The sequence below is a fragment of the Mycobacterium sp. NPDC003449 genome, assembly GCF_053588415.1.
The window spans coordinates 1-24,400 of sequence record NZ_JBSFPX010000104.1; the positions used below are offsets into that span (position 1 = coordinate 1).

A 24,400-nucleotide genomic window follows, 5' to 3' on the forward strand; every position below is an offset into this window, starting at 1 on the left:
CAGAAGGCGCGTTGGACATGGAGGAACTCGCGGTGAAGCGCCTCGAGATCGTCGGCGTCACCTTCCGCACCCGCACTCCCGACGAGAAGGCGGCCATCGTCGCGAGCCTGACCGCCGACCTCGGTACCCGGCTCGGGACGGATGAACTCAAGCCTCGCATCGATCGGGTCGCATCGTGGCTGGAGGTGTTGGACGTGCATCGGTCCGTGAGCGACGACGCGCATCTCGGCAAAATCGTGCTTCAGGTCTCCTGATCTGGTGGCATAGCTGCCGGCGCATCCGGAACTGGATGCCGTGACCGTCGTGAGCGCATCCGGAACCGTCAGCCGCAGCGAACGCCACCTTTGGCCGCGGCGTTGCGTTGCAGGGCCCCATCCACCTGGGCCTGGTTCAGCTGACCGTCGGCGAGCGCCTTCTCGAGCCCGTCCAGTACCGCGGGCACCTCGTCGGTGGTGATCCACAGCGCGTTGTCCGCACCGGCCTGCAGGGCCCGCAGCACCGCATCGGCCACCCCGTAGCGCTGGTTGATCGCGGCCATGCTGGACAGGTCGTCGGTGTAGACCAGACCGTTGAACCCCGGGCCGCCGTAGCCGCCGGACCGCAGCAGGTCATAGGCGGCGGGGCTGAGGCTGGCCGGATCGGTCCCGGTCAGCCCCGGCACCTCCAGGTGGCCGACCATCACGGCGACCGGCGCCTGCGTGGTCAGGGTCTGGTAGGGCACCAGATCGTCGTTCTTCAGGTCCTCCAGCGGCGGGGTGGACACCGAGCCGGTGTGGGAATCACCCGAGGCCCGGCCGTGGCCGGGGAAATGCTTGAGCACCGGCAGCAACCCGGCATCGCGCAGACCGCGCGCGTAGGCGCCCGCATAGTCGGTCACCGTGGCGGGATCGTCGCCGAACGAGCGGTCGCCGATCGCCGAACTGATGCCGGTGACGTCGACGACGGGGGCGAAGTCGACGGTGATGCCCAGGCCACGCATCTTCCGGCCGCGGTCGAGGGCGATGCCGTACACCTCGTCGGGCGTGTGGGTCTGGGCCAGCTCGTGGGCCGCGGGCTGGGCGCCGATCAGCGAGGCCAGCCGCGACACCTGGCCGCCCTCCTCGTCCACGCTGACCGCCAGCGGCAACGGGCCCGTGCCGGCCGCGATGTCGGCCAGGGAACCGTCGCTGAGCATCGCCAGGTCGGTCCAACTGCCGATCATGATGCCGCCGACGTGCTGATCGGCCACCACGGCCCTGGCGTCCGCCCCGTCGGTGACACCGACCGTCAGCAGCTGGGCCAGCTTGTCGCGGGGCGGCAGGGCGGCCAGGTCACAGGTCGCCGGGCTGGCGGGCAGCGGACCGGTGGTCGACATCGGCTGCATCGAAGGTTCGGGCGCCTGGGGCGGGGCGCTCGGCGAGCAGGCCAGCAACAGTCCGGACAGCGCCGCCAGGGTCGCGAGCACACGCGGGGAAGCCATGGGCTCCGACCCTAGCCGGTGATCAGGCCGTTATCGAACACCCGCTGTTCGGTGGGCCCGGCCTTGATTGGCGCCATGCTAGGTTGGCCGGGTGAACCGGTTCGTCGTCCCCTCCGCGGCCAGCGTCGTGGTCGGCCTGTTGCTGGGCGCGGCCGCCGTCTTCGGGGTGACGCTGATGGTGCAGCAGGACACCAAGCCTCCGCTGCAGGCGGGCGATCCGGCGTCATCGGTGCTCAACCGGGTCGAGTACGGCGACCGTACGTGATCCCGTCCCGTCCTGCCTGCTATCTCTGACCCCGCCGCGCCGCTGTCCCGGCGCTGGTTGTGGGTGGCCGCGGCCGCCGCGCTGGTCCTGAGCTTCGCGCAGTCTCCGGGCCAGATCTCACCCGATACCAAGCTCGATCTCACCGCCAACCCGCTGCGGTTCCTGGCCCGCGGATTCAATCTGTGGAACAGCGATCTGCCGTTCGGGCAGGCGCAGAACCAGGCCTACGGCTATCTCTTCCCGCACGGCACCTTCTTCCTGGCCGGCGACCTGCTCGGGATCCCGGGATGGGTGACGCAGCGACTGTGGTGGGCGCTGCTGTTGACCGTCGGGTTCTGGGGCGTGGTCCGGGTCGCCGAGGCGCTCAACGACGGCCGCGGCATCGGCAGCACCGCCGCGCGCGTGCTCGGCGGGGTCGCGTTCGCCCTGTCGCCGCGGGTCCTGACGACGCTGGGCGCGATCTCCTCGGAGACGCTGCCGATGATGCTGGCGCCGTGGGCGCTGCTGCCGGTGATCCTCGCACTGGGCGGGTCCGGAGGGGTGGGGGTGACACTGCGCGGGACCGGAGGGGCCGGGGTGACGCAGCGCGGGCAGCACAATGTGCGGCTCCTGGCCGCCCGGTCGGCGGGCGCCGTCGCACTGATGGGTGCGGTGAACGCGTTCGCGACGCTGACCGGCTGTCTGGCCGCGATCATCTGGTGGGCCTGTCATCGGCCGAACCGGCTGTGGTGGCGGTTCACCGCGTGGTGGGCGGTGTGCGGGGTCCTGGCGGTCACCTGGTGGGTGGTGGCGTTGGTGCTGCTGGGCCGGATCAGCCCACCGTTCCTGGATTTCATCGAATCCTCCGGCGTCACCACCCAGTGGATGTCGCTGACCGAGATGCTGCGCGGCACCGGCAGCTGGACCCCGTTCGTGGCACCCAACGCCACCGCGGCCGCCTCCCTGGTGACCGGAACCATGGCAGTACTGGCCACCACCCTGGTCGCGGCGGCCGGGCTGGCCGGGCTGGCGCTGAAATCGATGCCTGCCCGCGGCCGGCTGATCACCATGCTGCTGATCGGCGTCGTCCTGCTCGGGCTGGGGTATTCGGGCGGGCTGGGCTCGCCGGTCGCACTGCAGGTCCAGGCGTTCCTTGACGATGCGGGCACCCCGCTGCGGAACCTGGCCAAGCTCGAGCCGGTGATCCGGCTGCCGCTCGCGCTGGGGCTGATCCACCTGCTGGGCCGGATCCCGCTGCCGGGCAGCGTTGCCCGGTCGGTCTGGCTGGATGCGTTCGCCCACCCGGAACGGAACAAACGGGCGGCGGTCGGCATCGTGGTGCTGGCCGCGCTGGTCGGCGCGACCTCGATCGCCTGGACCGGACGGCTCGCCCCGCCGGGCGCGTTCAGCGCCATCCCCCAGTACTGGCACGACGCCGCCGACTGGCTGGACACCCACAACACCCAACGCGGCCGGGTGCTGGTGGCGCCCGGCGCACCGTTCGCCACCCAGGTGTGGGGCAACAGCCACGACGAGCCGCTGCAGGTGCTCGGTTCCAGCCCGTGGGGAGTGCGCGACTCGATCCCACTGACCCCGCCGGAGACGATCCGGGCGCTGGACTCTGTGCAGCGCCTGTTCGCCGCGGGGCGCCCCTCCGCCGGGCTGGCCGATACCCTTGCCCGACAAGGCATTTCCTATGTCGCCGTGCGCAATGACCTGGATCCTGAGGCCTCCCGGTCGGCCCGCCCGGTGCTGGTGCACCGCTCGATCGAGGGCTCTCCTGGGCTGTCCCTGGTCGCCGAGTTCGGCGATCCGGTGGGCCCGGGAACCCTCGAGGGATTCGTCGCCGACAGCGGTCTGCGGCCGCGTTACCCCGCGGTGCAGATCTACCGGGTGGACACCGGCGCGACCAACCCGACCGCGCCCTACCTGGTGGATGCCGATGCGATGACCCGGGTGGCGGGTGCCCCGGAGGCGCTGCTGCGCCTCGACGAGCGGCGGAGGCTGACCGGGCGGCCACCGCTCGGACCGATGTTGCTGACCTCCGACGCGCAGCGGGCCGGGTTGCCGGCGACCGTCGACGGCCGCGGCGTGGTGGTCACCGACACCCCGACGGCCCGTGAGATCGACTACGGCCGGGTCGACGATCATGCCTCGGCGATCCGGGCGCCCGGCGATCTGCGCCACACCCACAACCGGGTGCCCGACTATCCGGCCGGCGACGCCGCCCCGGTCTACGGCAGCTGGACCGGCGGACGGGTATCGGTGTCGAGCTCGGCCGCCGATTCCACCGCGCTGCCCAATGTCGCGCCGGCCACCGGCCCGGCGGCGGCCATCGACAGTGACAGTTCGACCGCGTGGGTGTCCAACGCCCTGCAGTCCGCCGTCGGCCAGTGGCTGCAGGTCGATTTCGACCACCCGGTCACCAATGCCACGCTGACCATCACCCCGAGCGCCACCGCCGTCGGGGCGCAGGTGCGCCGCATCGAGATCGCCACCGCCACCGGTACCAGCACCCTGCGGTTCGACACCGCGGGTAAGCCGCTGACCGTGCCACTGCCGGTCGGCGAGACACCGTGGGTGCGGATCACCGCGGTCGCCACCGACGACGGCTCGACGGGTGTGCAGTTCGGCATCACCGACCTGGCCCTCACCCAGTACGACGCATCCGGGTTCGCCCATCCGGTCAACCTGCGCCACACCGTCGACGTGCCCGGCCCGCCGCCGGGTTCGACTGTCGCGCAATGGGATCTGGGCACCGAACTGCTCGGCCGGCCGGGGTGTGCGGACAGTCCGGTCGGGGTGCGCTGTGCGGCGGCGATGGCGCTGGCCTCCGAGGAGCCGGTGAACCTGAGCCGGACACTGACGGTTCCGCAGGCCACCCGGGTACATCCGACGGTGTGGATCCGCGGCAGACAGGGACCGAAACTGGCCGATCTGGTGGCCCAGCCGGGTGCCACCCGGGCGTTCGGCGACGCGGACCCGGTCGACGTGCTCGGCTCGGCGTACGCGGCCGCCGACGGTGATCCGCGAACCTCCTGGACCGCACCCCAGCGGGTGGTGCAGTTCAAATCGCCGCCCACCCTGACTCTGAAGCTGCCGGCCAGAACCGAGGTCGGGGCGTTGCGCATCGTGCCCGGCACCACCGAGCCGCCCGCGCATCCCACCCTGGTGGCCGTCGACCTCGGCGACGGCCCGCAGGTGCACAAGCTTCCGGGCAACGGCGAGCCGCAGACGCTGCGGCTCAAACCGCGGGAGACCGACACGGTGACGGTGTCGCTGCTGGACTGGAACGACATCATCGACCGCACCTCGCTGGGCTTCGATCAGCTCAAACCACCGGGCCTCGCCGAGGTCACCGCGCTCGACAGCCGCGGCGGCCCGGTCGGCGCCGCCGATGGCGCCGCCAATCGCGAACGGACGGTGTCGATCCCGTGCGGAGATGGCCCGGTCATCGGGGTGGCCGGGCAGTTCATCCAGACCTCCGTGACGGCCACCGTTGGGGCCCTGCTCGACGGCGACCCGATCCCGGCCCAGCCCTGCCGGGCCGACCCGGTCGATCTGCCCGCCGGGCAGCAGGAGCTGCTGGTCAGCCCGGGCTCCGCGTTCATCGTCGACGGCGCTGTGCTGTCCGCGGCGGCACCTGATGCCGACCGGTTGAGCACGGCCACAACAACTCCCGCGGATATCGCGACGTGGGGACCCGATCGGCGCGAGGTCGTCGTCGGCCCGGCGCAGGGGCAACGGACGCTGGTGGTACCCGAAAGCGTCAACCCCGGTTGGATCGCCCGTGACACCGCGGGCAACCGGCTCACCCCGGTGACGGTCAACGGCTGGCAGCAGGGCTGGGTGATCCCACCGGGAACCGAAGGCGCGGTGACTATCTCGTTCGACTCGAACACGCCCTACCGGATCGGGCTTGTGGGTGGTCTGGCCCTGCTTCCGCTATTGGCGCTGCTGGCCCTGTGGCCCGCCCGCCGCAGGCGGGCCGCCGCACCCGCCGCCCGGCCGTGGCGTCCGGGACCGCTCGTCATCGGGGCCGGGGTGCTCGCGGTGGGCGCGGCGCTCGCCGGGATCGCGGGCGTGGCCGTCGCCGGCGCGGCCATCGGCGTGCGCTACCTGCTACGCAACCGCGACAGCTGGCGGCAGAACCTCACCGTCGGGACCGCGTCGGGCGGTTTCCTGCTCGCCGGTGCGGTACTCAGCCAGAACCCGTGGCGGTCGGTCGACGGCTACATCGGGCACTCCCCCGGTGTCCAGTTCCTCGCGCTGATCTCGGTCGCGGTGCTGGCCGCATCGGCGGTCGATTTCTCGCCGCGTACCCGCGCGGAATCGGAATGATCAGCTTCATCGGATGATCTGGGATTCGGATCAGGCCGATGCCAGGGCCCGTTCGTCCTCGTCGGCGAACGTGTCCTCGAGTTGCAACGGTGAATAGTCGACGTCGATCTCGCCCACCGGACGGCCCCGCGCACTGCTGATCGTGCCGAACCGGCGCATCCCCTTGTCGGCGGAGTACTGCATGAACTCGTCCTCGGCCAGACCGAACGGGATGTCGGGGGCGTAGAGCGCGAAACCCTCCTCGGTCAGCCGCAGTGCCAGCGGGATGAGCTCGTTCATCCGGGTCTCGAACACCGTCCAGTTGGCGTCGTCGGCGGCGACGTGGCGCCGGCAGGTGAAGGTCCCCCACGCCATGTGCCTGCGCTCATCGTCACCGATGCGGCGGATCAGCTCCTGCATACCGGGCAGGATGCCGCGGTCGACGCAAATCTTGTGCCACGCATAGTATCCGGTGAGCGCCAGCATGCCCTCGACGACGTGGTTGTAGACCACCGAGGCCCGCACCTGGGCGGCCGGCGACGGGTCGGCGTTCAACGCGTCGAGCGAATCCGGCAGCACATCGTAGAAGATCTCCCGGTAGGCCGAGAGGCCGTCGAGGTAGCCGTGCAGGTCCTCGGTCATCCCGACGGCGTCGAGCCACATCCGGAACACCTGGGTGTGCTTGGCCTCCTCGAAGGCGAACTGGGTCAGATACATCTCGTCGCCGAGCCGTCCTTCGGCGCGCATCGCGCTCATGAACGGCTGGATGTCGTTGGTGACGGCCTCCTCCCCGGCGATGAACTCCGCGCACAGCCGGGTGGCGTACTCGCGTTCCCGGTCGGTCAGCGACTCCCAGTCTTCCCGGTCCCGGGAGAAGTCGATATCGGCCGGATTCCAGAATTTCGCGTTGCCACCGGCAAACAGCTTGAGCGGCAGGCTGTCCCAGTTGAGACCGCCCGCGCTCAGCGAGCCGAATGATGTCCGTGCCATGGGGGCCTCCTCAGGTTCGGGCTGTGGTGGTGTGGTTCGCGGGTGCCGGCGAAAATGCCGCCGCCAGCACGGCGACGAGCCGGCGCACCGCCAGCGCCGGCTGCTCGGGGGTGGGCTCGTCGAGCCCGAGGACCGGATCCATCCCACGGACGTAGGGCGCGAGCGCCAGATGCGGGAGGATCATCAGGAACAGGGCCAGCATCGCCTCGACGTCACAGTCGGGGCGCAGGTCGCCGCGGTTCTGCGCGTCGCGCACCAGCGGGCGCAACACCTCCAGATAGTGCCGGTGCACCACCGCCCGCACGCTGACCCGCGCGTCGGTCTCGACCTCGAAGCTGGATGCGGCGTGCAGGGAACGCTCCCTGGGGTGTTCGGCGAAGTAGGCCACCCAGTCGTCCAGCAGATCGGTGAGGAACTCGAAGAACGGCCGGTCCGGGTCGAGTTCGCGGATCCGGTCCTCCATATGGGCCCGCACCCGCTGGCTGGAGACGTCGGCGACGAAGGCGTACAGGTCCCGTTTGTCGGCGAAGTACTGGAACAGGCTGCCTTTCGCGACGCCGGCGCGGCGCGCGATGACGTTGAGGCTGCCGCGGGAGAACCCGTGCGCACCGAACTCCGCTTCGGCGGCGGCGATCACCGCGGCGCGGCGAGCGGGATCCACCCGGGCCCAGGTGACCGTCGGCATCCGACCTCCAAGGTTCGATGACCACTGGTCATTTTACTGTGAGGCAGTTCACAGTCAAGGCCTGTGGACGGCGATCAGGTGCTGCGAAATCGGTTCACCCTGCACATGGCGTTCGACGGCCTGCTCGATCAGCAGATCCTGGCCGGTCAACCGGGCGTGGTGCTGGCGCAGATGCTCGTCCCAGGACCGCACCACGAACACCTCGACGAAGGTCGCGGCCTTCTCGCCGCTCCGGAACAGCTGCCACTCGGCGGCACCGGTGCGCTGCCGTGACCGGCCGAGAGCCGCCATGGCGGACAGGAATCCGGCTTCGTCGGCCGGCTCCACCCGGTAGTAGGTCAGCACCACCACCGGACCGTCGGGCGGTTCCGGTTCGAAGACCAGGGCCGGTTCGGGCCAGTGCGCCGACGGCGTCAGGTCGAGATCCCCGGTGCGGGCGTGCAGCGGCCACCACGCGGCCGACAGCCCGCACACCAGCAACAGGGCGGCACTGGCCAGCAGTGCGGTGACGGTGCCGGTCGCCCCGGCGACCAGGCCCCAGATCAGCGACCCGATGGCCTGCCCACCCATGAACACCAGCAGATACGCCGACAGACCGCGGGCCCGGACCCAGGCAGGCAGGCTCAACTGCATCGACGCGTTGAGCGTGGACAGCGCCAGCAGCCACGCCACCCCACCCACCACCAGGGCGGCCAGCACCGCACCCAGGTGCACCACCACCGCGGAAACGGTGGTCGCCACCGCGAATCCGAGTGCGGCGACCACGAGCAGCATGTTCTGCCCGAACACCGCCCGCACGGCCGAGAGGGTGAGCGCGCCCACCACCGCGCCGACCCCGAGCGCGCCGAGCAGCAGGCCGTATCCCGATGCGGTCAGCCCGAGGTGGTCCTTGGCCACCACCGGCAGCAGGCCCCACAGCGCGCTGCCCGGCAGGATGAACAGCACCGACCGCAACAGGATCCGGCGGATGATCGGCGAGCTGCGGATGAACCGCCCGCCCGCCGTCAGCGCGGCGTACGGGCGTTCGGCGGGCAGCACCGATTCGGTCGCAGGCCGCCGCCACAGCACCAGCACCGCCACGATGCCGATGAACGACACCGCGTTGAGCGCGAACACCGTGGTCGGCCCCGACACCGCGACCAGCGCACCGGCCACCGCGGGACCGATTGCCCTCGCCCCGTTCATGCTCATACTGGTCAGCGCGGCCGCGGCCGGAATCTGTTCGCGCGGTACGAGTTCGGGTTGAATCGCCTGCCAGGCCGGTGTGGTCAGGGCCTGGCCGCAGCCGATCGCGAACAGCAGCATCAACAGCACCGTCGGGGTGGTGAGCCCGACCCCGGTCAAGATCGCCAGCGTCGACACCGCCGCGGCCATGGCGGCCTGCGTACCGATCAGAAGCCGCCGCCGGTCCATCAGGTCGGCCACCACACCCGACGGCAGGGCCAGCAGCATCACCGGCAGCGTGGTCGCGGTCTGCACCAGCGGGACCAGCACGGCCGCGCCGGGATCGGAGACCAGCATCCATTGGGCACCGACGGTCTGCATCCAGGTGCCGAGGTTGGAGACGAACTGGGCGATCCACAGCGCCCGGTACACCGGTGACGCGAACGGCGCCCAGGTCGAAACTCGGTCCTGCGTCGCGGTCATGTGCGCCCTCCCATCGCCCGCAGGAAGCGTATCCAGGGGCATAGTGGGGCCATGCCAGAAAACACCGACGGGACCGACGTCCGCCAGGTAGCCGAGGCTCAGCACTACGAGATCACGGTCTCGGGTGAGCACGCGGGTCTCGCGGCCTACGTCGACCGGGAAGACCAGCGGATCTTCTACCACACCGAGATCGACGACGCGTTCGGCGGCCGCGGGCTGGCCGCGGTGCTGGTCTCGGCCGCGCTGACCGACGCCAGGGCGGCCGGCAAGCGCATCGTGGCGGTCTGCCCGTATGTCGCCAAGTACGTCAGCCGCCACCACGACTTCGACGACGCCCTCGACGAGGTGACGCCCGAGGCGCTCGCCGCCGTCGAGGCGGCCCAGGAATAGCCCTCAGAAGTCGGCCGGGTGGGGCCGTTCGATCGCCCGGGGAGTCAGGCCGAGGCCGCGGACGTGTTCGGCGACGGTGCCGAGGCCGGCCAGCCACACATCGTCGAGTGACACCACGTACTCGATCAGCGACTCCAGAGCCTGAGCCCGCGACGGCCGGCCCGACAGAAACGGATGGTTGGTCAGCACGAAGCAGCCCCGCTCGGCCCGGATCGCCTCGAACTCGGCCCGCCACAGCCTGACCACCTTGTCCGGGCTCTGGATCGACCCGGCCGCGAAGAAATCCGGGACCAGGCAGTACTGATCGAAATCGTCGAGCGCCCACTGGATCGGGATCTCCACCAGGGGACCACCGCCCGCGACGGCCAGCTCATACGGGTGGTCGGTGTCCATCAGACTGCTGTCGTAGAGAAATCCCTTGTCCCGCAGTAGCTTCGGCGAGCGCCATCCGAGCTCCCACATCGGGGCGCGGTAGCCGACCGGCCGGGTTCCGGTGATCGCCTCGATGGTGTCCGAACCGCGGTCCAGCACGGCCGACTCCTGAGCCTCGGTCATCGCCAGGTTGGACTCGTGCAGATAGCCGTGATGGGCGATCTCGTGACCGGCCGCCGCGATCGACCTGATCACATCCGGATACCGGAAGGCGGTGTAGCCGGGCACGAAGAACGTCGAAGTCACGTCGTGGCGGGCAAGGAGTTTCAGAATTCTCGGCACACCGGTGAGCGGACCGTAGGCCTGGTGACTCATGGCCGACATCCGGTCGGCGTGCCGACGGGACAGACCGAGCATGGCGCTCTCGGCGTCGACGTCGAAGGTGAACGATGCGGCGCAGACGGCGCCGCCGGGCCACGGGACCGGCGCGGCAGGGGTGCTCACCCGGGCACCCTATCGCGCGCCCCGGCCATCGGCCCCGGTGAAACCGGGACGGGTGTACCAAGCACAGCAGTCGCTATTATCTCGTGGGGGGCATCGAACCGGCTCCGGCGTTGGGCACGTCGGCAAGCGGTTCCCGCAGAGAACGGACACGGGCGCCCCAGTGGAATCGAAGCCGACCCCCGGCCGGGGACAGCGTCTACGCGGGCGCGACGACGAATGCGCCACCCTTCGCGCGCTGCTGTCCGGTGTCGAATCGGCGACCAGCCGGGTGCTGGTGCTGCGTGGCGAGGCCGGCGTGGGCAAAACCGCACTCCTGGAGTTCGTCGCGGAGCAGGCCACCGGCTTCCGGATCGCCCGGGTCGCCGGGGTCGAGTCCGATATGGAACTGGCGTTCGCCGGCCTGCAGCAACTGTGCACACCGTTGATGGACCACGTCGACGAGTTACCCGAACCGCAACGCGACGCGCTGGCCGTGGCGTTCGGCCTCGGTGTGGGGCCGCCCCCGGACCGGTTCCTGGTCGGGCTCGCGGTGCTGAGCCTGATGGCCGCGGCCGCCGAGGACCAGCCGCTGCTCTGCGTCATCGACGACGCGCAATGGCTCGACCAGGTCTCGGTGCAGACCCTCGGCTTCGTCGCGCGCCGGCTGCTGGCCGAACCCATCGGGCTGGTCTTCGCCGCTCGCGATCCCGGTGCCGACGCCCTGGCCGGCCTGCCCGAACTGGCCATCGGCGGGCTCCGCGATGCCCACGCCCGCGAACTGCTCGGCTCGGTCGTGGTGGGCCGGATCGACAACCGGGTCCGCGATCGCATCGTCGCCGAAACCCGCGGTATCCCGCTGGCGCTGCTCGAAGTGCCGAAAAGCCTGTCGGCCACCGAACTCGCCGGCGGGTTCGGCACCGTCACCGGCCTGGCCACCGGCGAGGTCACCGCGCACCGCTCGACCGAGCATCTCGAGACCGGCTTCATCCGCCGGATCGAGTCCCTGCCCGACCAGACCAGGCAGCTACTGTTGGTCGCGGCGGCCGAGCCGGTGGGCGATGCGGCGTTATTCGTCCGCGCGGCAGCACAATTGGGTATCCGGGTGACTGCCCTGGCACCGGCCGAGGCGGCCGGGTTGATCGAACTCGGTCCGCGGGTACGCTTCCACCACCCGCTGGTGCGTTCGGCGGCCTATCGGGCCGCCGATCTGCACACCCGCCGCAGTGTGCATCGCGCGCTCTCCGAGGCCACCGACGCCCTGGCCGACCCCGACCGGCGGGCCTGGCATGCGGCCAACTCGGCGGCCGGCCCCGACGATGCGGTGGCCACCGAGCTGGAGGCCTCGGCGAGCCGGGCCCAGAGCCGGGGTGGGGTCGCCGCGGCCGCGGCCTTCCTGGAGAAGGCGGCCGTGCTCACCGCGGACCCGGCGCTGCGCGGGATCCGGGCCATCGCGGCCGCCCAGGCCAAACGCGATGCGGCGGACCAGGCCGGCGCCTACGAACTGTTGGCGATCGCCGAGCTCTGCCCGCTGCCCGACCTGCAACGCGCGCAGGTGGCGCGGTTGCACGCCCAGATGGAGTTCACCCGCAGCCGCGGCGCCGAACCCGGCGCGCCGCAGGTCGGTGAGGCCGCGGCGCTGTTGCTCGACGCCGCCAAGCGGCTGGAAACCCTCGACGACGCACTGGCCCGCGACACCTATCTGGAGGCGCTGGCCGCGGCGATGTACGCCGGCCGGTTCGGAGACCCAGGCGGTCTCGCGGCCATCGCCGATGCGGCACACCGTTCGCTCGCCCGACTGCCCGAGTTGGAGCGGCCGATCGACCTGCTGCTGAGCGGGATGGCGCACCGACTCACCGGTGGTGTCGCGGCCGCGGCGGATCCGCTGAACCTCGCGCTGGGATTGTGGTGCCGCCACGCCCAGCGTCACGACGGCCCGCAAAGCGGCTGGTCCTTGTCCTGGATCACGCTGGCGTTCCCGATCGTCCAGGAATCCGCCGCCGGAGAGGTGTGGGACTACCCGCTGATCGAGAAACTGGCCACCAGCATGGTGCGCCTCGCGCGGGAGACCGGAGCGCTGGCGCTGCTTCCACCCGCGCTGGCTTTTCGGGCCGGGGCCCACATACTGGGTGGTGAATTCGCAATGGCCGCAACGCTTCTCGAAGAGGCTGCGGCGATCTCGGCGGCCACCGACGACAAGCCGATCAGATACCACCGGCTGCACCTGGCCGCCTGGCAGGGAGTGTCCGCCGACGCGGGGGAGCTGATGGACCGGGCCGCCCAGGCCGCCGAACGCAAGGGTGAGGGCCGGCTGCTCGGCGTGACCAGGGGTATGGCGGCGATCCTCTACAACGGACTCGGCCGCTACGACGAGGCGTTCGCCGCCGCGCGCGAGGTCTGCGAATACGAAGACCTCGGCTTCGGCGGCTGGGGTCTGCTGGAACTGGTCGAGGCCGCGACGCGGACCGGGGAGCAGGCCATCGCGGCGCAGGCGGTGCAGCGCCTGGAGCAGACCGCGGGCGCCAGCGGCAACGACTGGGGTCTCGGCGTGCTGGCCGGCGCGCAGGCGCTGCTCGCCGACAACGCCGAGGCCGACGCGCTGTTCAACGAGGCCATCGAGCGCCTGACCCGCGCCCGCGTCATGGTGCACGTCGCGCGCAATCACCTGCGCTATGGCGAATGGCTGCGCCGGGTCAACCGCCGCACCGACGCCCGCCACCACCTGGGCGAGGCGTTCGACATGTTCACCCGGATGGGCGCGGCCGGATTCGCCGAACGGGCCCGCCGCGAACTGGCCACCACCGGGGAGCGGGTGCGCAAACAACCTGTCAGCTCCGGTGATGAGCTCACCGCGCAGGAGGCCCAGATCGCCCGGCTGGCCGCCGACGGCCTGACCAACCAGGAGATCGGCGCCCAATTGTTCATCAGCACCCACACCGTCGAATGGCATTTGCGGAAGGTGTTCGTCAAGCTCGGCATCAGCTCACGGCGGCAGCTGCGCACCATCGAATGGGCCGACTGAACCCGGCCGAAAGTCCGGCCGGCGCACCGGCTGCGCCCTAGCATCGAGCGCGTGCCGACCGTGAACACCGCAAGGGGAGCCATCGACACCGCCGGCCTGGGCGTGACGCTCATGCACGAACACGTGTTCATAATGTCGACCGAACTCACGTCGAACTATCCGGAACCGTGGGGCGACGGGGCCCAACGCGAGGCCGATGCGATCGCCCGGCTCAACGAACTGAAGGCCCGCGGGGTGGACACCATCGTCGATCTCACCGTCGTCGGGCTCGGCCGTTATCTCCCCCGCATCGCCCGGATCGCCGCCGCCACCGACCTCAACATCGTGGTGGCCACCGGTCTGTACACCTACAACGACATCCCGATGACGTTTCACTTCCGCGGCCCCGGCACCGCGATGAACGGTCCGGAGCCGATGGCCGAGATGTTCGTCCGCGATATCGAACACGGCATCGCCGACACCGGCATCAAGGCCGCAATCCTCAAGTGCGCCACCGACGAACCGGGCGTCACCCCCGGCGTCGAGCGGGTGCTGCGCGCGGTCGCGGCCGCCCACCGCCGGACCGGGGTGCCGATCTCCACCCACACCCACGCCGCCACCCGGCGCGGTCTGGAACAACAGCGCATCTTCGCCGAGGAGGGCGTCGACCTGTCCCGGGTGGTGATCGGCCACTGCGGGGACACCACCGACATCGGTTATCTGGAGGAGCTGATCGCGGCGGGCTCCTATATCGGCATGGACCGGTTCGGCATCGACGTGTTCCTGCCGTTCGCCGACCGGGTCGACACCGTGGCCGCGATGTGCGAGCGCGGGCACGCCGACCGGATGGTGCTCTCCCACGACACCTGGTGCTACTTCGACGCCCTGCCCGACGAGCTGACCACCGCGGCACTGCCCAACAGCCACTATCTGCACATCCACGACGACGTGCTGCCCGCGCTGCGTGACCGCGGCGTGAGCGAAGACCAGATCACCACCATGCTCGTCGACAACCCGCGCCGGATCTTCGAGCGGCGGGGCGGGTACTGAGGCACCGCTAGGAGTCGATCTCGATGAGCGCCCTCGCTCGAGCCGCGGCGAGCGCCAGTTCGACCGCTTCGCGCGCGTGCCGTTGAGTCAATTGTCCACCGGTGGTGATGATTCGGTAGAACAGCGGTGCACGCACAGTTGCCAGTAGCCCGGCAGGATCGGTGCCGACAGGCAGCTCACCTCGGCTCACGGCGCGTTCGACCAGGGGCACCGCGATCTCCTCCCGGTCCTCGAAGAAGCGGGCCAAGACCTCGAGGAGTTCGGCGTTGCGGCCGCGTGCGGCAAGGACCATGGCGAGGACGGCGCACCCGATGGGGCTGTTGAGGAGGTCGACGATCGAATCGGTCAGCGCACCCAGATCAGTCTCGACAGTGCCGGTGTCCGGGGCCGCGACAGTGCTGTCCGACCACTCGCTCAGTGCCTCGACCAGCAACGAATCGCGATCAGGCCACCGCCGGTAGATCGTGGTCTTGTTCACCTCGGCCCGCGCTGCCACGGCCTCTATGGTGAGCCCGGCGTAGCCGGTGTCGGTGAGTTCGCCGATGGCAGCGGACAGCACCGCCGCGCGCACGCGGGCGCTGCGTCCGCCCGGACGAATACCCCGGACGGCCTGACTCTGTCTCGACATTGGGTTACCGCCCCTACTCGTTGCGTTAGTTCCTGAATTCTGCCATCCTTGGGTTACAGCCACTACTAGTGGCTTTTAATTGGAGGAGGGACCGCAGGAATGACTTTCACGTTCAGCACGGACGAGTCGTTTTCCTACGAGACGTTGCGGGCGATCGCCTACACGCCATATGACGGTGCGGACTTCGGCGAGGTGGCCGCCGCCGTCCAGCGCGTCACCGCGGGCGATCTGGAGTCGTGGTACGACGAGTGGTACGGCTTGGCGCAACGAACTGAGGCCATCGCCGAGCAGGCCGCGCGCGGCGGTCACGGCGAAAGTGCGCGGTGCGCGTACCTGCGCGCGGCCAACTATTACCGCACGGCCGAGTTCTATCTCCGGGACGACCCCCGAAACGATCCCCGGGTCCTGGCCACGTGGGAGCGCGGCGTGCGTTGTTTTCGTGATGCACTGGCGCTCTCGGCGTTTCGATCACGCCGAGTGGGGATTCCGTATGCGGGAATCGAGCTTGAGGGCTATTTCATCGCGGGGGGTGAGGGCGACGAACCGCGGCCGACGCTGCTGGCCCACGGTGGCTTCGACTCGACCGTCGAAGAAATGTACTTCACGGCGGCCGCGGCGGCGGTACGTCGCGGCTGGAACTGCCTGATCTTCGAAGGTCCCGGTCAGGGCGCCGCGCTGCGCCGAGAGGGCCTGCCGTTCAGGGGCGACTGGGAGGCAGTCGTGACGCCGACGGTCGACTACGCATTGGCATTGCCGGAGGTCGACCCGAGTCAGGTGGCTCTGCTGGGCATGAGCATGGGAGGTTTCCTGGCCCCCCGCGCCGCGGCGTTCGAACACCGGCTCGCCGCATGTGTGGCCTTCGACGGAATCTACGACTTCGGCGCCGCATTGCGTCAGGTGGCTTCATCGGCCGGCGACGGGAGCCCCGACGATCTCGACTCCCTGCTCAGCCGTAGACACGAACTCCCGACCAACCTCAAATGGCTGCTCTCCAATGCCGTTTGGACATTCGGCACCGACCGCGGTGACGAACTGCGCTCCATGACCTCGGGCTACACGATGGCCGGCATCGCCGACCGGATCACCTGCCCGACACTGGTATGTGACGGTGAAGAAGACGAGTTCGCCACGACCGGGCAAGCTCAGCAGCTCTACGACGCACTCACCTGTGACAAAGAGCTGATCGTGTTCACCGCTGCGGAGGGCGCCCAGTCGCACTGCCAGATGGGGGCGCTCACGCTGTTTCATCAACGCGCGTTCGACTGGCTCGACGACGTCGTCAGACCGCAGAAACAGCGCGACGAGGTCAGCGGGCGACCGGCTCGGGCTCCGGCGTGATCGCACTGTCCAGCGGCGGCACCGGCCGTCGGTGGCGATACTCCCAGCGCCGCAACGCTTCCCGGCACGGGGACTCCACCAGGGCATAGCTCACGGCCGCCAGCGCGAAGCCGAACACCGTCGTCAGCACCAGCACCACCAGCATCTGCCCGTGGAACAGGAACTCGCCGATCATCGGGAACACCATCGCCAGCGCCGCCAGGTGCCAGACGAACAACCCGTAGGACCAGCGCCCCAGGGTCACCATCAGCCGGCTGCCCAGGATGCGGTGGCCGGTATCGGGGTGGTCGAGCACCAGCGGGGCCAGCAACGCACCGGCGACCACCGCACCCATCGCGGTCTTGAGGGTGACCTGGCCGACCGATCCGGGCCGCAGCCCCTCCATCCCGGCCAGCGGTGAGGCCGCGATCCCGAACGCCACCGCGGCGATCACCGCCATCAGCACGCGGCGCCGCGCCAGGCGGTGCATCCAGCCGAACGGGCTCACCGTCAGTTCGGCCAGCACCATGCCCGCGGCGAACCAGGAGAAGAACGCGGGCGGCCAGTTCCACGGGTTGAGCCCGGTGGAGCCGTCGAACGGGATCCGCACCCAGGCCAGGCTGAGCACCGCCACCGCGATGATGACACCGATCCGGGCGCGCACCGGCAGCCGCCGGGCCAGCAGCGCGAGCAGCGGCAGGGCCAGATAGAAGCTGACCTCCACCGACAGGCTCCACATCTGGGTCAGCCCGGCGGTCAGGGTCAGCGGCACATAGATCTGGGTGAGGGTGAGGTTGGCCAGCCACACCGTCAGGTCGGCCTTGGCCTCGGGCAGCAGCAGCAGGATCAGCACGACGGCCACGACGTAGCCGGGCATGATGCGCACCAGCCGTGACCTCAGGTAATGGCCGGTCGGCGGCCGCTGCCGCAGCCCGCGAGCAGCCGCGGCGTGGCCGCGCCACAGCAGAAACCCCGACAGTGCGAAGAACACCGCGACCGCCAGGTCGAACCGGCCGAAGATCCGGCCGGTCACCCCGCCGGTGTGTCCGGTCTGGAATGCCACATGGGTCAGCACCACGCCCATCGCCGCGCAGGCGCGCATACCTTCGACCGCCGGCAGGAAGCTCCGTGTCCCGCCGACCTCTGATTCCGGGCCGGCCACGGCGACCAGTGTGCCGTGCGGCGCCCGACCCGCCAAACTGCGTGTGAACAGGGCACGGCGGATGCCGTCGTAGTAAGTGATGGCCTTAAATTGTGCTGTTAGGGTCGAACGGATTTGCCTCAGGACGGTTTGGCCCACAGTGAAGGAGGCCCGGTTTGAACCGCGCAGTGGCGCTGCGTATCGCGGCATGCGGACTCATGGGGCTCGGAGCTGCCCTGTTGATCGCCGCACTGTTGCTGACCACCTACACCAAGGGCAAGATCGCCAAGGTTCCGCTCGACCTGGACACCACACTGATCAGCGATGGCACGGCCACCGCATTCGATCCGGAATCGCTGACCGCGGAGAAGTTCGCGGTGGACCGCGATGTGCCGGTGTCGCTGCAGCAGCAGCTCAGCGTGGAGGCACCGTCCAACGCCGAAGTGGTGACCCTGCAGGTGGGCACGTCGCTGCGACGGACCGACCGCCAGCAGGACAACGGTCTGCTGCTGGCGATGGTCGACACCGTGACGATGAACCGCAGTTCGGCGCTCGCGGTATCCAGTGAGAGCAACCCGGGCGGATCGGTGCAGAAACCGCGCTCCATCGAGGACGAGAAGCCGCCGACGAACATCGCGCTGCCGCACGAGGGGCTGACCTACCGGTTCCCGTTCGACACCGAAAAGAAGACCTACCCGGTGTTCGATCCGATCGCGCAGAAACCGTTCGACGCGAACTACGACGGAGAGGACGACGTCAACGGGCTGACCGCCTACCGGTTCGTCCAGAACGTCGGCTACGACTCCGACGGCAAGCTGGTGGAGCCGGTCAAGTACTCGTCGCTGTACGAGGACGATGCGGACAGTTCGGTCACCGCGCGCGCCGAGGTGTGGGGTGTCCCGGGTGAACCGGACGAATCCATCACGATGGACCGGTATTACGCCGCACAACGCACGTTCTGGGTCGACCCGGTGTCGGGCACCGTCGTCAAGGAAGAGGATCACGGCTACCAGTACTTCGCGCGCGACGCCCTCAAACCCGAGGTGACCTTCGTCGACTACAAGGTCGCCTCGAATGAGGAGACCGTCGAATCTCAGGTCTCGGCGGCGCAGGACGAACGGGACCGGATCGGGCTGTGGTCGCGCATCCTGCCGATCACCTTCACCGCGCTGGGCCTGGTGGCGCTGGTCGGCGGTGCGGTGCTGGGGTCCTTCGCGCTACGGGCCGAGTCGACGCTGATCGATCCCGGGCTGGACACCGCTGACCACGGCTTCTTCGACACCCAGGGCATACAAGTGCCAGGGGCGGAAGCCAAGACCGAGAAACTTCCGGCCCAGCGCCCGACGGATCTACCACCGGACCGATAGCGCTGAGGCTCCGCACCTGCCAGGGCTGGTTCGGCCGGCCCGGCTGCCTCGTGTCCGTCTACGCGCTGGCGCTGTCGGTGCTGGCGACCGCGCCGCTGCTGGCGCCCGGCTACCTGCTGCTGCGCGATGCCGTGTCGACTCCGCGGTCGTATCCGACCGATGCCGCGCTGGGGATTTCGGAGGCCGCGCCGCGCGCGGTGCCGCAGGACTTCTTCGTGGCGGTGACGTCGACGGTGCTCGACGGCGGGATCGTGGTGAAAGCGCTGCTGGTGGCCGGGCTGTGGCTGGCCGGGTGGGGGGCGGCGCGACTGGCGGCCACCGTGCTTGGTTCCTCCGGCTCGGGTGCGTTCATCGCCGCGACCCTGGCCATCTGGAATCCGTATGTGGCCGAACGCCTCCTGCAGGGCCACTGGAGTTTGCTGGTCGGGTACGGCTGCCTGCCGTGGGTGGCGGTGTGCGTGCTGCGCCTGCGTTCGGGTTCGGGGTCCGGCTCGGCCTGGGCTTCGAGCTGGGCGGCGGCCTTCTGGATCGCGCTGGCCGGCCTCACCCCCACCGGTTTGATCCTAGCCGCCGTGGTCGCGCTGACCTGTGTGGCCGCACCGGGTGAGGGCTGGCGACGGCTGCGGGTCGGCGTATTCGGGCTCGGCGCCGCGGTACTGGCGGCGCTGCCCTGGCTGGTGGCCGCGGCGGTGGGCGGGGCCGTGACACCCGCTTCGGCGTCGTCGGCGGGGGTGCACGCGTTCGCGGCGCGCGCCGAACCCGGGCTCTCGACGCTGGGCAGCCTGGCCGGGCTCGGCGGTATCTGGAACTCCGATGCGGTGCCGGCCTCGCGGACCTCGCTGTTCGCGGTACTGGCCACCGCGGTGCTGGTCGGGATCGTCGCGATCGGGGTGCCGGTGCTGGTGCGCAGGCCCGCCGCCATCGGGCTGCTGGTGCTGGCGGCGGTGGCGGTGGCGGTGCCCGCGGCCATGGCCACCGGCCCGGGCCTGGCCACCGTCGAGGCGGTGACCCGCGCGGTTCCCGGGCTCGGGCTGCTACGCGACGGGCAGAAATGGGTGGCGCTGGCGATGCCCGGGTACGTGTTGGCGGCGGCTGCGGCACCGTTGACGCTGCGACGGCTGCGGATACCGGTGCCCGCCGCGGCCGCGGTGGGTTGCGCGGCGCTGGTCGCGGTGCTGCCCGATCTGGCCTGGGGAGTGGGCGGCAAAATGGTCGCCGTGCAATACCCGCCGGGCTGGACGGCCGCGGCGAAGGTGATCAACGCCGACCCCCGGCCGGTCGCGGTGCTCCCGCCCGACAGCATGCGGTCGTTGTACTGGGCCGGTCCGGCTCCGGTGCTCGATCCGCTGCCCCGCTGGGTGCAGGCCGACGTGCTTTCGACGGGCGACCTCATGATCGGCGGGCAGATCGTGCCCGGCGAGGGTGCCCGGGCCCGCGTGGTGCAGGATTTGCTGCGCTCGGGTGCCGACCGGAAGACGATCGCCGACGCCGGGGTCGGCTGGCTGGTGGTCGAAACCAACGGTGTGCCGGCCCGACTGGATCTTCCGGTGGCGTACCGCGACGACGACATCGCGGTGTACCGGGTGGGCGGCTCGGCAGAGCCCGCGTCGGGACGGCCGGTGCTGATCGCCGCACATCTGGTGTGGCTGGCGCTGATGGTGGGCGGCGCGGTCGGGATGGTGGTCACCGCGTGGCGGGCGCGACGGCCCGCGGGTCAGACCAGGCCGCTCACATAGCGGCCGTCGCGTACCGATTCCAGCACGCTGCGCATAGCGTCGGCGCTTTGCGCCCAAGAGAATTCGTCGCTGCGGGCCTGCGCCTTGCTGCCGAGCTGGGCCCGCGAGACCGGATCGGCCAGCAGTCGTCCGAGGCCGGCGACCAGACCGTCGCGGTCGTCGACCAGAAGCCCGGTGACACCGTCGACGATCGAGTCGGTGAGCCCACCCGAGGCCCGGTACCCGACGGTCGGCACCCCGTGCTGGGCCGCCTCGGTGACCGCAAGACCCCAGCCCTCTTTGCGCGACGGCAGCACGTGCACCCAGCTCTGCTGCAGCACACAGTGTTTCGTCTCGTCGTCGACATGGCCGTGGAAGGTGACGGCATCGGCGATGCCCAGCAGCTCGGCATGGTCGACCAGCCGGTCGCGCCACCACCCGCCACCCAGGATGTCCAGATGCAGTTCGGGCATCTCGCCGCGCAGCGCCGCGACGGCTTCCAGCGCATCCTCGATCTGCTTGTGCGGGACGAGCCGCGACAGCACCACCAGCCGCGGCGTGCGGGACCGCGCCAGCTCCAGCGTCGACGCGGGCGCCTCGTCAAGACCGTTGCGTACCACCGCGATCCGGCCGGAATCCACCCCGAGATCGTTGAGGTCACGAGCCGAGGGCAGCGATACCGTCACATACTGGTTGCCGCGGTGCAGCCGGGGGGAGAGCCGCGATTCGACGAACCAGCCCACCCGGCCGCGCAGTGGACCCGCCACCGGCCACAGTTCGCGGTGACAATGGTGGACCAGGACCGCGACCCGGCGTCCGAACGCCAGCCGGGCCAGGAACGGCAGGCCGTTCTGAGTGTCGACGACGACGTCGGGGCGCACCCGGCGCAGTGGTCCCAACCCGATCCGGGCCAGCACCATGGCCAGCCCCGCCCAGATGTAGACCGAATACGGGCCGCCGGCCCGGCTGATCCGGACGCCGTCGACCACCTCGTCGCGCACCGCGCCCGGATAGCGCGCGGTGCGCAGCGTGACGTCGACACCGTTTGCGGCCAGATGCGCGCCGATGCGCTGCACGTAGGCTTCGCTGCCGCCGCCCTGCGGATGGCCGGTATCCCGCCAGCACAGCAGCAGGACCGAACGGACATGGGCAGCGGACATCGTGTCGAGGGTACCGGTGAGTAGGTTGGGCGGGTGAACTCGACCGATCGCTTTGCCAGCCGGGCGACGCTGGGCCGGTCGCTGCGACTGCTGGGCGAGTTCCGGTTCGAACAGGCCCGACCAGCCCGTTTCTACGGCGCGCTGGCCGCCGACACCGTCGCGATGGTCGCCGATCTGTGGACCGGGACCACCGGAGAATCGCCGGCCGGCCGCAGCGTGCTCGACGTGGGGGGCGGGCCCGGCTACTTCGCATCGGCATTCGACGCGGCCGCAATGCACTACATCGGGGTGGAGCCCGATCCGCGCGAGGCGCATGCCGGAGCCGCGCTGGCGGCGACATCGCGCAGAAGCCCTGCCGTCGATGCGGCGGAAGGCACCTTCGTCAGGGCCTCCGGGATGGCCCTGCCGTTCGCCGACGACAGTGTCGACGTCTGCCTGTCCTCCAATGTCGCCGAACATGTCCGTCATCCGTGGCGGCTGGGCAACGAGATGCTGCGGGTGACCAGGCCCGGCGGGTTGGTGGTGCTCTCCTACACCGTCTGGCTCGGCCCGTTCGGCGGCCACGAGATGGGGCTGACGCACTACCTGGGCGGGGCCAGGGCGGCCGACCGCTATGCCCGCAGACATGGCCACCGACCCAAGAACGACTACGGATCGTCGTTGTTCGCGGTCTCGGCCTCCGCCGGTCTGCAATGGGCGGCCGCCACCGGCGCGCTGGTCACCGCTTTTCCCCGCTACCACCCACGATGGGCGTGGTGGATGACATCCGTCCCCGGGCTGCGGGAGTTCCTGGTGAGCAATCTGGTGCTGGTCCTGCGGCCCCGCTGAACCGGCCAACTGGAACAGGTTCTCGTTTCGCCGAATACTGGGTAGTGTGACGCTCATGACACAGAGTTCCACCACCACGCGCACCGAGTTCGACAAGCTGTTCATCGGTGGCCAGTGGGTCGAGCCCGCGACCTCCGAGATCATCGAAGTCTTCTCTCCCGCCACCGGCGAAAAAGTCGGGCAGGTTCCGTTGGCGGCCGAGGCCGACGTGAACGCGGCCTGCGCCGCCGCGCGCAAGGCATTCGACGAGGGTCCGTGGCCGCAGATGTCGCCGCAGGAACGCCAGGCGGTGCTGGCCAAGGCCGTCGACCTGGTCAACGCCAGGGCCGACGAGTTCAAGCAGCTACTGAAGCTGGAGACCGGCCAGCCGCCGACCATCGTCGACATGATGCAGTTCGGCGCCGGCGTGTCCGGTCTGCAGTACTACGCCGGTGCGGCCGACAAATACGCCTGGCGCGATATCCGCGACGGCATCTACGGCCAGACCCTGGTGCTCAAGGAACCTATCGGCGTCGTCGGCGCGGTCATCGCCTGGAACGTGCCGTTCTTCCTGGCCTGCAACAAGCTCGGCCCGGCCCTGCTCGCGGGCTGCACCGTGGTGCTCAAACCGGCCGCCGAGACGCCGCTGACCACCAACCTGTTCGCCGAGGTGCTCGCCGAGGCCGGCCTGCCCGAGGGCGTGCTGTCGGTGGTGCCGGGCGGGGTGGAGACCGGCCGGGCCCTGACCAACAACCCGGAGCTGGACAAGTTCACCTTCACCGGCTCCAGCGCCGTCGGTAAGGAGATCGGCAAGATCGCCGCCGAGAAGCTCAAGCCGTGCACCCTCGAACTCGGCGGCAAGTCCGCCGCCATCGTTCTCGAGGACGCCGACCTGGACTCGACGCTGCCGATGCTGGTGTTCTCCGGGCTGATGAACACCGGGCAGGCCTGCGTCGGGCAGACCCGCATCCTGGCGCCGCGGTCCCGCTACGACGAGGTGGTGGAGAAACTCGCCGGTGCCGTGGCCGCCATGCAGCCCGGCCTTCCCGATGATCCGGCCTCCATGATCGGACCGCTGATCAGCGAGAAGCAGCGCGAACGGGTCGAGGGCTACATCAAGAAGGGCGTCGAGGAGGGGGCCCGCATCGTCACCGGCGGCGGCCGCCCCGATGGCCTGGATTCGGGTTGGTTCGTGCAGCCGACGGTGTTCGCCGACGTCGACAACTCGATGACGATCGCCCAGGAGGAGATCTTCGGACCGGTGCTCGTGGTGATCCCGTTCGACGACGAGGACGATGCGGTGCGCATCGCCAACGACTCGCCCTACGGCCTGGCCGGGAGCGTGTACACCACGGATTTCCCCAAGGCCGTCGAGATCGCCTCGAAGATCCGCACCGGCACCTACGCAGTCAATATGTACGCATTCGATCCGGGCGCACCGTTCGGCGGGTACAAGAACTCGGGCATCGGACGCGAGAACGGCCCGGAGGGCATTGAGGCCTACACGCAGGCCAAGAGTGTCCTGCTGCCGTTCGGCTACACCCCGGAGTAGATCCGGGCGGGGACTACTGAACCCTCGCGAGCAGACATAAAACTGTCCACTTTCGCGTGAAAGTGGACAGTTTTA

General features: G+C 70.0%; 17 protein-coding genes and 2 pseudogenes. 11 read left to right on the forward strand and 8 right to left on the reverse strand.

All coding sequences use genetic code 11. From position 1 onward, the window contains the following. A pseudogene (locus ACWDTP_RS23425) lies at window positions 1–254 on the forward strand (zinc-binding dehydrogenase); the annotation flags it as partial. A gap of 68 nt (window positions 255–322) precedes the next feature. Here the strand turns inward: ACWDTP_RS23425 and ACWDTP_RS23430 are convergent. Beyond that, window positions 323–1,459: a glycoside hydrolase family 3 N-terminal domain-containing protein gene (locus ACWDTP_RS23430; RefSeq protein ID WP_450024176.1), complete on the reverse strand. Its 1,137-nt coding sequence runs from the start codon at window positions 1,457–1,459 to the stop codon at window positions 323–325. Between the two features lie 91 nt (window positions 1,460–1,550). Here ACWDTP_RS23430 and ACWDTP_RS23435 point away from each other — a divergent pair, with 91 nt between their 5' ends. Continuing rightward, window positions 1,551–1,724 (forward strand): DUF2613 domain-containing protein, encoded by a 174-nt coding sequence (locus ACWDTP_RS23435; RefSeq protein WP_064941712.1) that lies wholly within the window; start codon window positions 1,551–1,553, stop codon window positions 1,722–1,724. Window positions 1,725–1,745: 21 nt separating this feature from the next. Next, window positions 1,746–6,044 (forward strand): alpha-(1->3)-arabinofuranosyltransferase domain-containing protein, encoded by a 4,299-nt coding sequence (locus ACWDTP_RS23440; RefSeq protein ID WP_450024201.1) that lies wholly within the window; start codon window positions 1,746–1,748, stop codon window positions 6,042–6,044. Window positions 6,045–6,074: 30 nt separating this feature from the next. Here ACWDTP_RS23440 and ACWDTP_RS23445 read toward each other — a convergent pair whose 3' ends face one another. The 3 genes and pseudogenes from ACWDTP_RS23445 to ACWDTP_RS23455 all read right to left on the reverse strand — a co-directional run bounded on the left by ACWDTP_RS23445 (window position 6,075) and on the right by ACWDTP_RS23455 (window position 9,345). Next, window positions 6,075–7,013 carry a R2-like ligand-binding oxidase gene (locus ACWDTP_RS23445; protein WP_450024203.1) on the reverse strand — a complete coding sequence of 313 codons (939 nt, stop codon included), beginning with the start codon at window positions 7,011–7,013 and terminating at the stop codon, window positions 6,075–6,077. A 6-nt stretch (window positions 7,014–7,019) separates the two neighbouring features. Then, a pseudogene (locus ACWDTP_RS23450) lies at window positions 7,020–7,698 on the reverse strand (TetR/AcrR family transcriptional regulator); the annotation flags it as partial. A gap of 54 nt (window positions 7,699–7,752) precedes the next feature. Beyond that, window positions 7,753–9,345, reverse strand: coding sequence for an MFS transporter (locus ACWDTP_RS23455; RefSeq protein WP_450024178.1), 1,593 nt, complete (start codon window positions 9,343–9,345; stop codon window positions 7,753–7,755). A gap of 51 nt (window positions 9,346–9,396) precedes the next feature. Here ACWDTP_RS23455 and ACWDTP_RS23460 point away from each other — a divergent pair, with 51 nt between their 5' ends. Then, window positions 9,397–9,735 (forward strand): GNAT family N-acetyltransferase, encoded by a 339-nt coding sequence (locus ACWDTP_RS23460; RefSeq protein ID WP_450024180.1) that lies wholly within the window; start codon window positions 9,397–9,399, stop codon window positions 9,733–9,735. Window positions 9,736–9,738: 3 nt separating this feature from the next. On the opposite strand, the gene ACWDTP_RS23465 is transcribed toward ACWDTP_RS23460, so the two are convergent. Further along, entirely contained in the window at window positions 9,739–10,611 is an 873-nt protein-coding gene (locus ACWDTP_RS23465) for a polysaccharide deacetylase family protein (RefSeq protein WP_450024182.1), read from the reverse strand. A gap of 160 nt (window positions 10,612–10,771) precedes the next feature. Between ACWDTP_RS23465 and ACWDTP_RS23470 the strand changes: the two genes are divergently transcribed. Both ACWDTP_RS23470 and ACWDTP_RS23475 read left to right on the forward strand, forming a co-directional pair. Then, a complete protein-coding gene (locus ACWDTP_RS23470; protein WP_450024184.1) occupies window positions 10,772–13,609 on the forward strand; it encodes a helix-turn-helix transcriptional regulator in 2,838 nt (945 codons plus the stop codon). Between the two features lie 51 nt (window positions 13,610–13,660). Then, on the forward strand, window positions 13,661–14,638 hold the full coding sequence (locus ACWDTP_RS23475; RefSeq protein ID WP_450024186.1) for a phosphotriesterase family protein: 978 nt from the start codon (window positions 13,661–13,663) through the stop codon (window positions 14,636–14,638). A gap of 7 nt (window positions 14,639–14,645) precedes the next feature. Here ACWDTP_RS23475 and ACWDTP_RS23480 read toward each other — a convergent pair whose 3' ends face one another. Next, window positions 14,646–15,266, reverse strand: coding sequence for a TetR/AcrR family transcriptional regulator (locus ACWDTP_RS23480; RefSeq protein ID WP_450024188.1), 621 nt, complete (start codon window positions 15,264–15,266; stop codon window positions 14,646–14,648). Window positions 15,267–15,365: 99 nt separating this feature from the next. Here ACWDTP_RS23480 and ACWDTP_RS23485 point away from each other — a divergent pair, with 99 nt between their 5' ends. After that, a complete protein-coding gene (locus ACWDTP_RS23485; RefSeq protein WP_450024189.1) occupies window positions 15,366–16,604 on the forward strand; it encodes an alpha/beta hydrolase family protein in 1,239 nt (412 codons plus the stop codon). On the opposite strand, the gene ACWDTP_RS23490 is transcribed toward ACWDTP_RS23485, so the two are convergent. Beyond that, window positions 16,573–17,685 (reverse strand): acyltransferase family protein, encoded by a 1,113-nt coding sequence (locus ACWDTP_RS23490; RefSeq protein WP_450024205.1) that lies wholly within the window; start codon window positions 17,683–17,685, stop codon window positions 16,573–16,575. The two genes, ACWDTP_RS23485 and ACWDTP_RS23490, sit on opposite strands and share 32 nt — an antisense overlap. A gap of 215 nt (window positions 17,686–17,900) precedes the next feature. On the opposite strand from ACWDTP_RS23490, the gene ACWDTP_RS23495 reads away from it, so the two are divergent. Together ACWDTP_RS23495 and ACWDTP_RS23500 are read left to right on the forward strand one after the other, a co-directional pair. After that, the gene (locus tag ACWDTP_RS23495; protein WP_450024191.1) at window positions 17,901–19,091 is read left to right on the forward strand and encodes a DUF3068 domain-containing protein; all 1,191 of its coding nucleotides are present in this window, start codon (window positions 17,901–17,903) and stop codon (window positions 19,089–19,091) included. 50 nt (window positions 19,092–19,141) lie between these two features. Beyond that, window positions 19,142–20,827, forward strand: coding sequence for a hypothetical protein (locus ACWDTP_RS23500; protein ID WP_450024193.1), 1,686 nt, complete (start codon window positions 19,142–19,144; stop codon window positions 20,825–20,827). On the opposite strand, the gene ACWDTP_RS23505 is transcribed toward ACWDTP_RS23500, so the two are convergent. After that, window positions 20,806–21,966: a glycosyltransferase family 4 protein gene (locus tag ACWDTP_RS23505; RefSeq protein ID WP_450024195.1), complete on the reverse strand. Its 1,161-nt coding sequence runs from the start codon at window positions 21,964–21,966 to the stop codon at window positions 20,806–20,808. The genes ACWDTP_RS23500 and ACWDTP_RS23505 overlap by 22 nt on opposite strands. Window positions 21,967–21,999: 33 nt before the next feature. Between ACWDTP_RS23505 and ACWDTP_RS23510 the strand changes: the two genes are divergently transcribed. Next, on the forward strand, window positions 22,000–22,794 hold the full coding sequence (locus ACWDTP_RS23510; protein ID WP_450024197.1) for a class I SAM-dependent methyltransferase: 795 nt from the start codon (window positions 22,000–22,002) through the stop codon (window positions 22,792–22,794). Window positions 22,795–22,849: 55 nt separating this feature from the next. Beyond that, complete coding sequence (locus tag ACWDTP_RS23515; RefSeq protein WP_450024199.1) at window positions 22,850–24,325, forward strand: aldehyde dehydrogenase; 1,476 nt, start codon at window positions 22,850–22,852, stop codon at window positions 24,323–24,325. Window positions 24,326–24,400 lie beyond the last annotated feature (75 nt).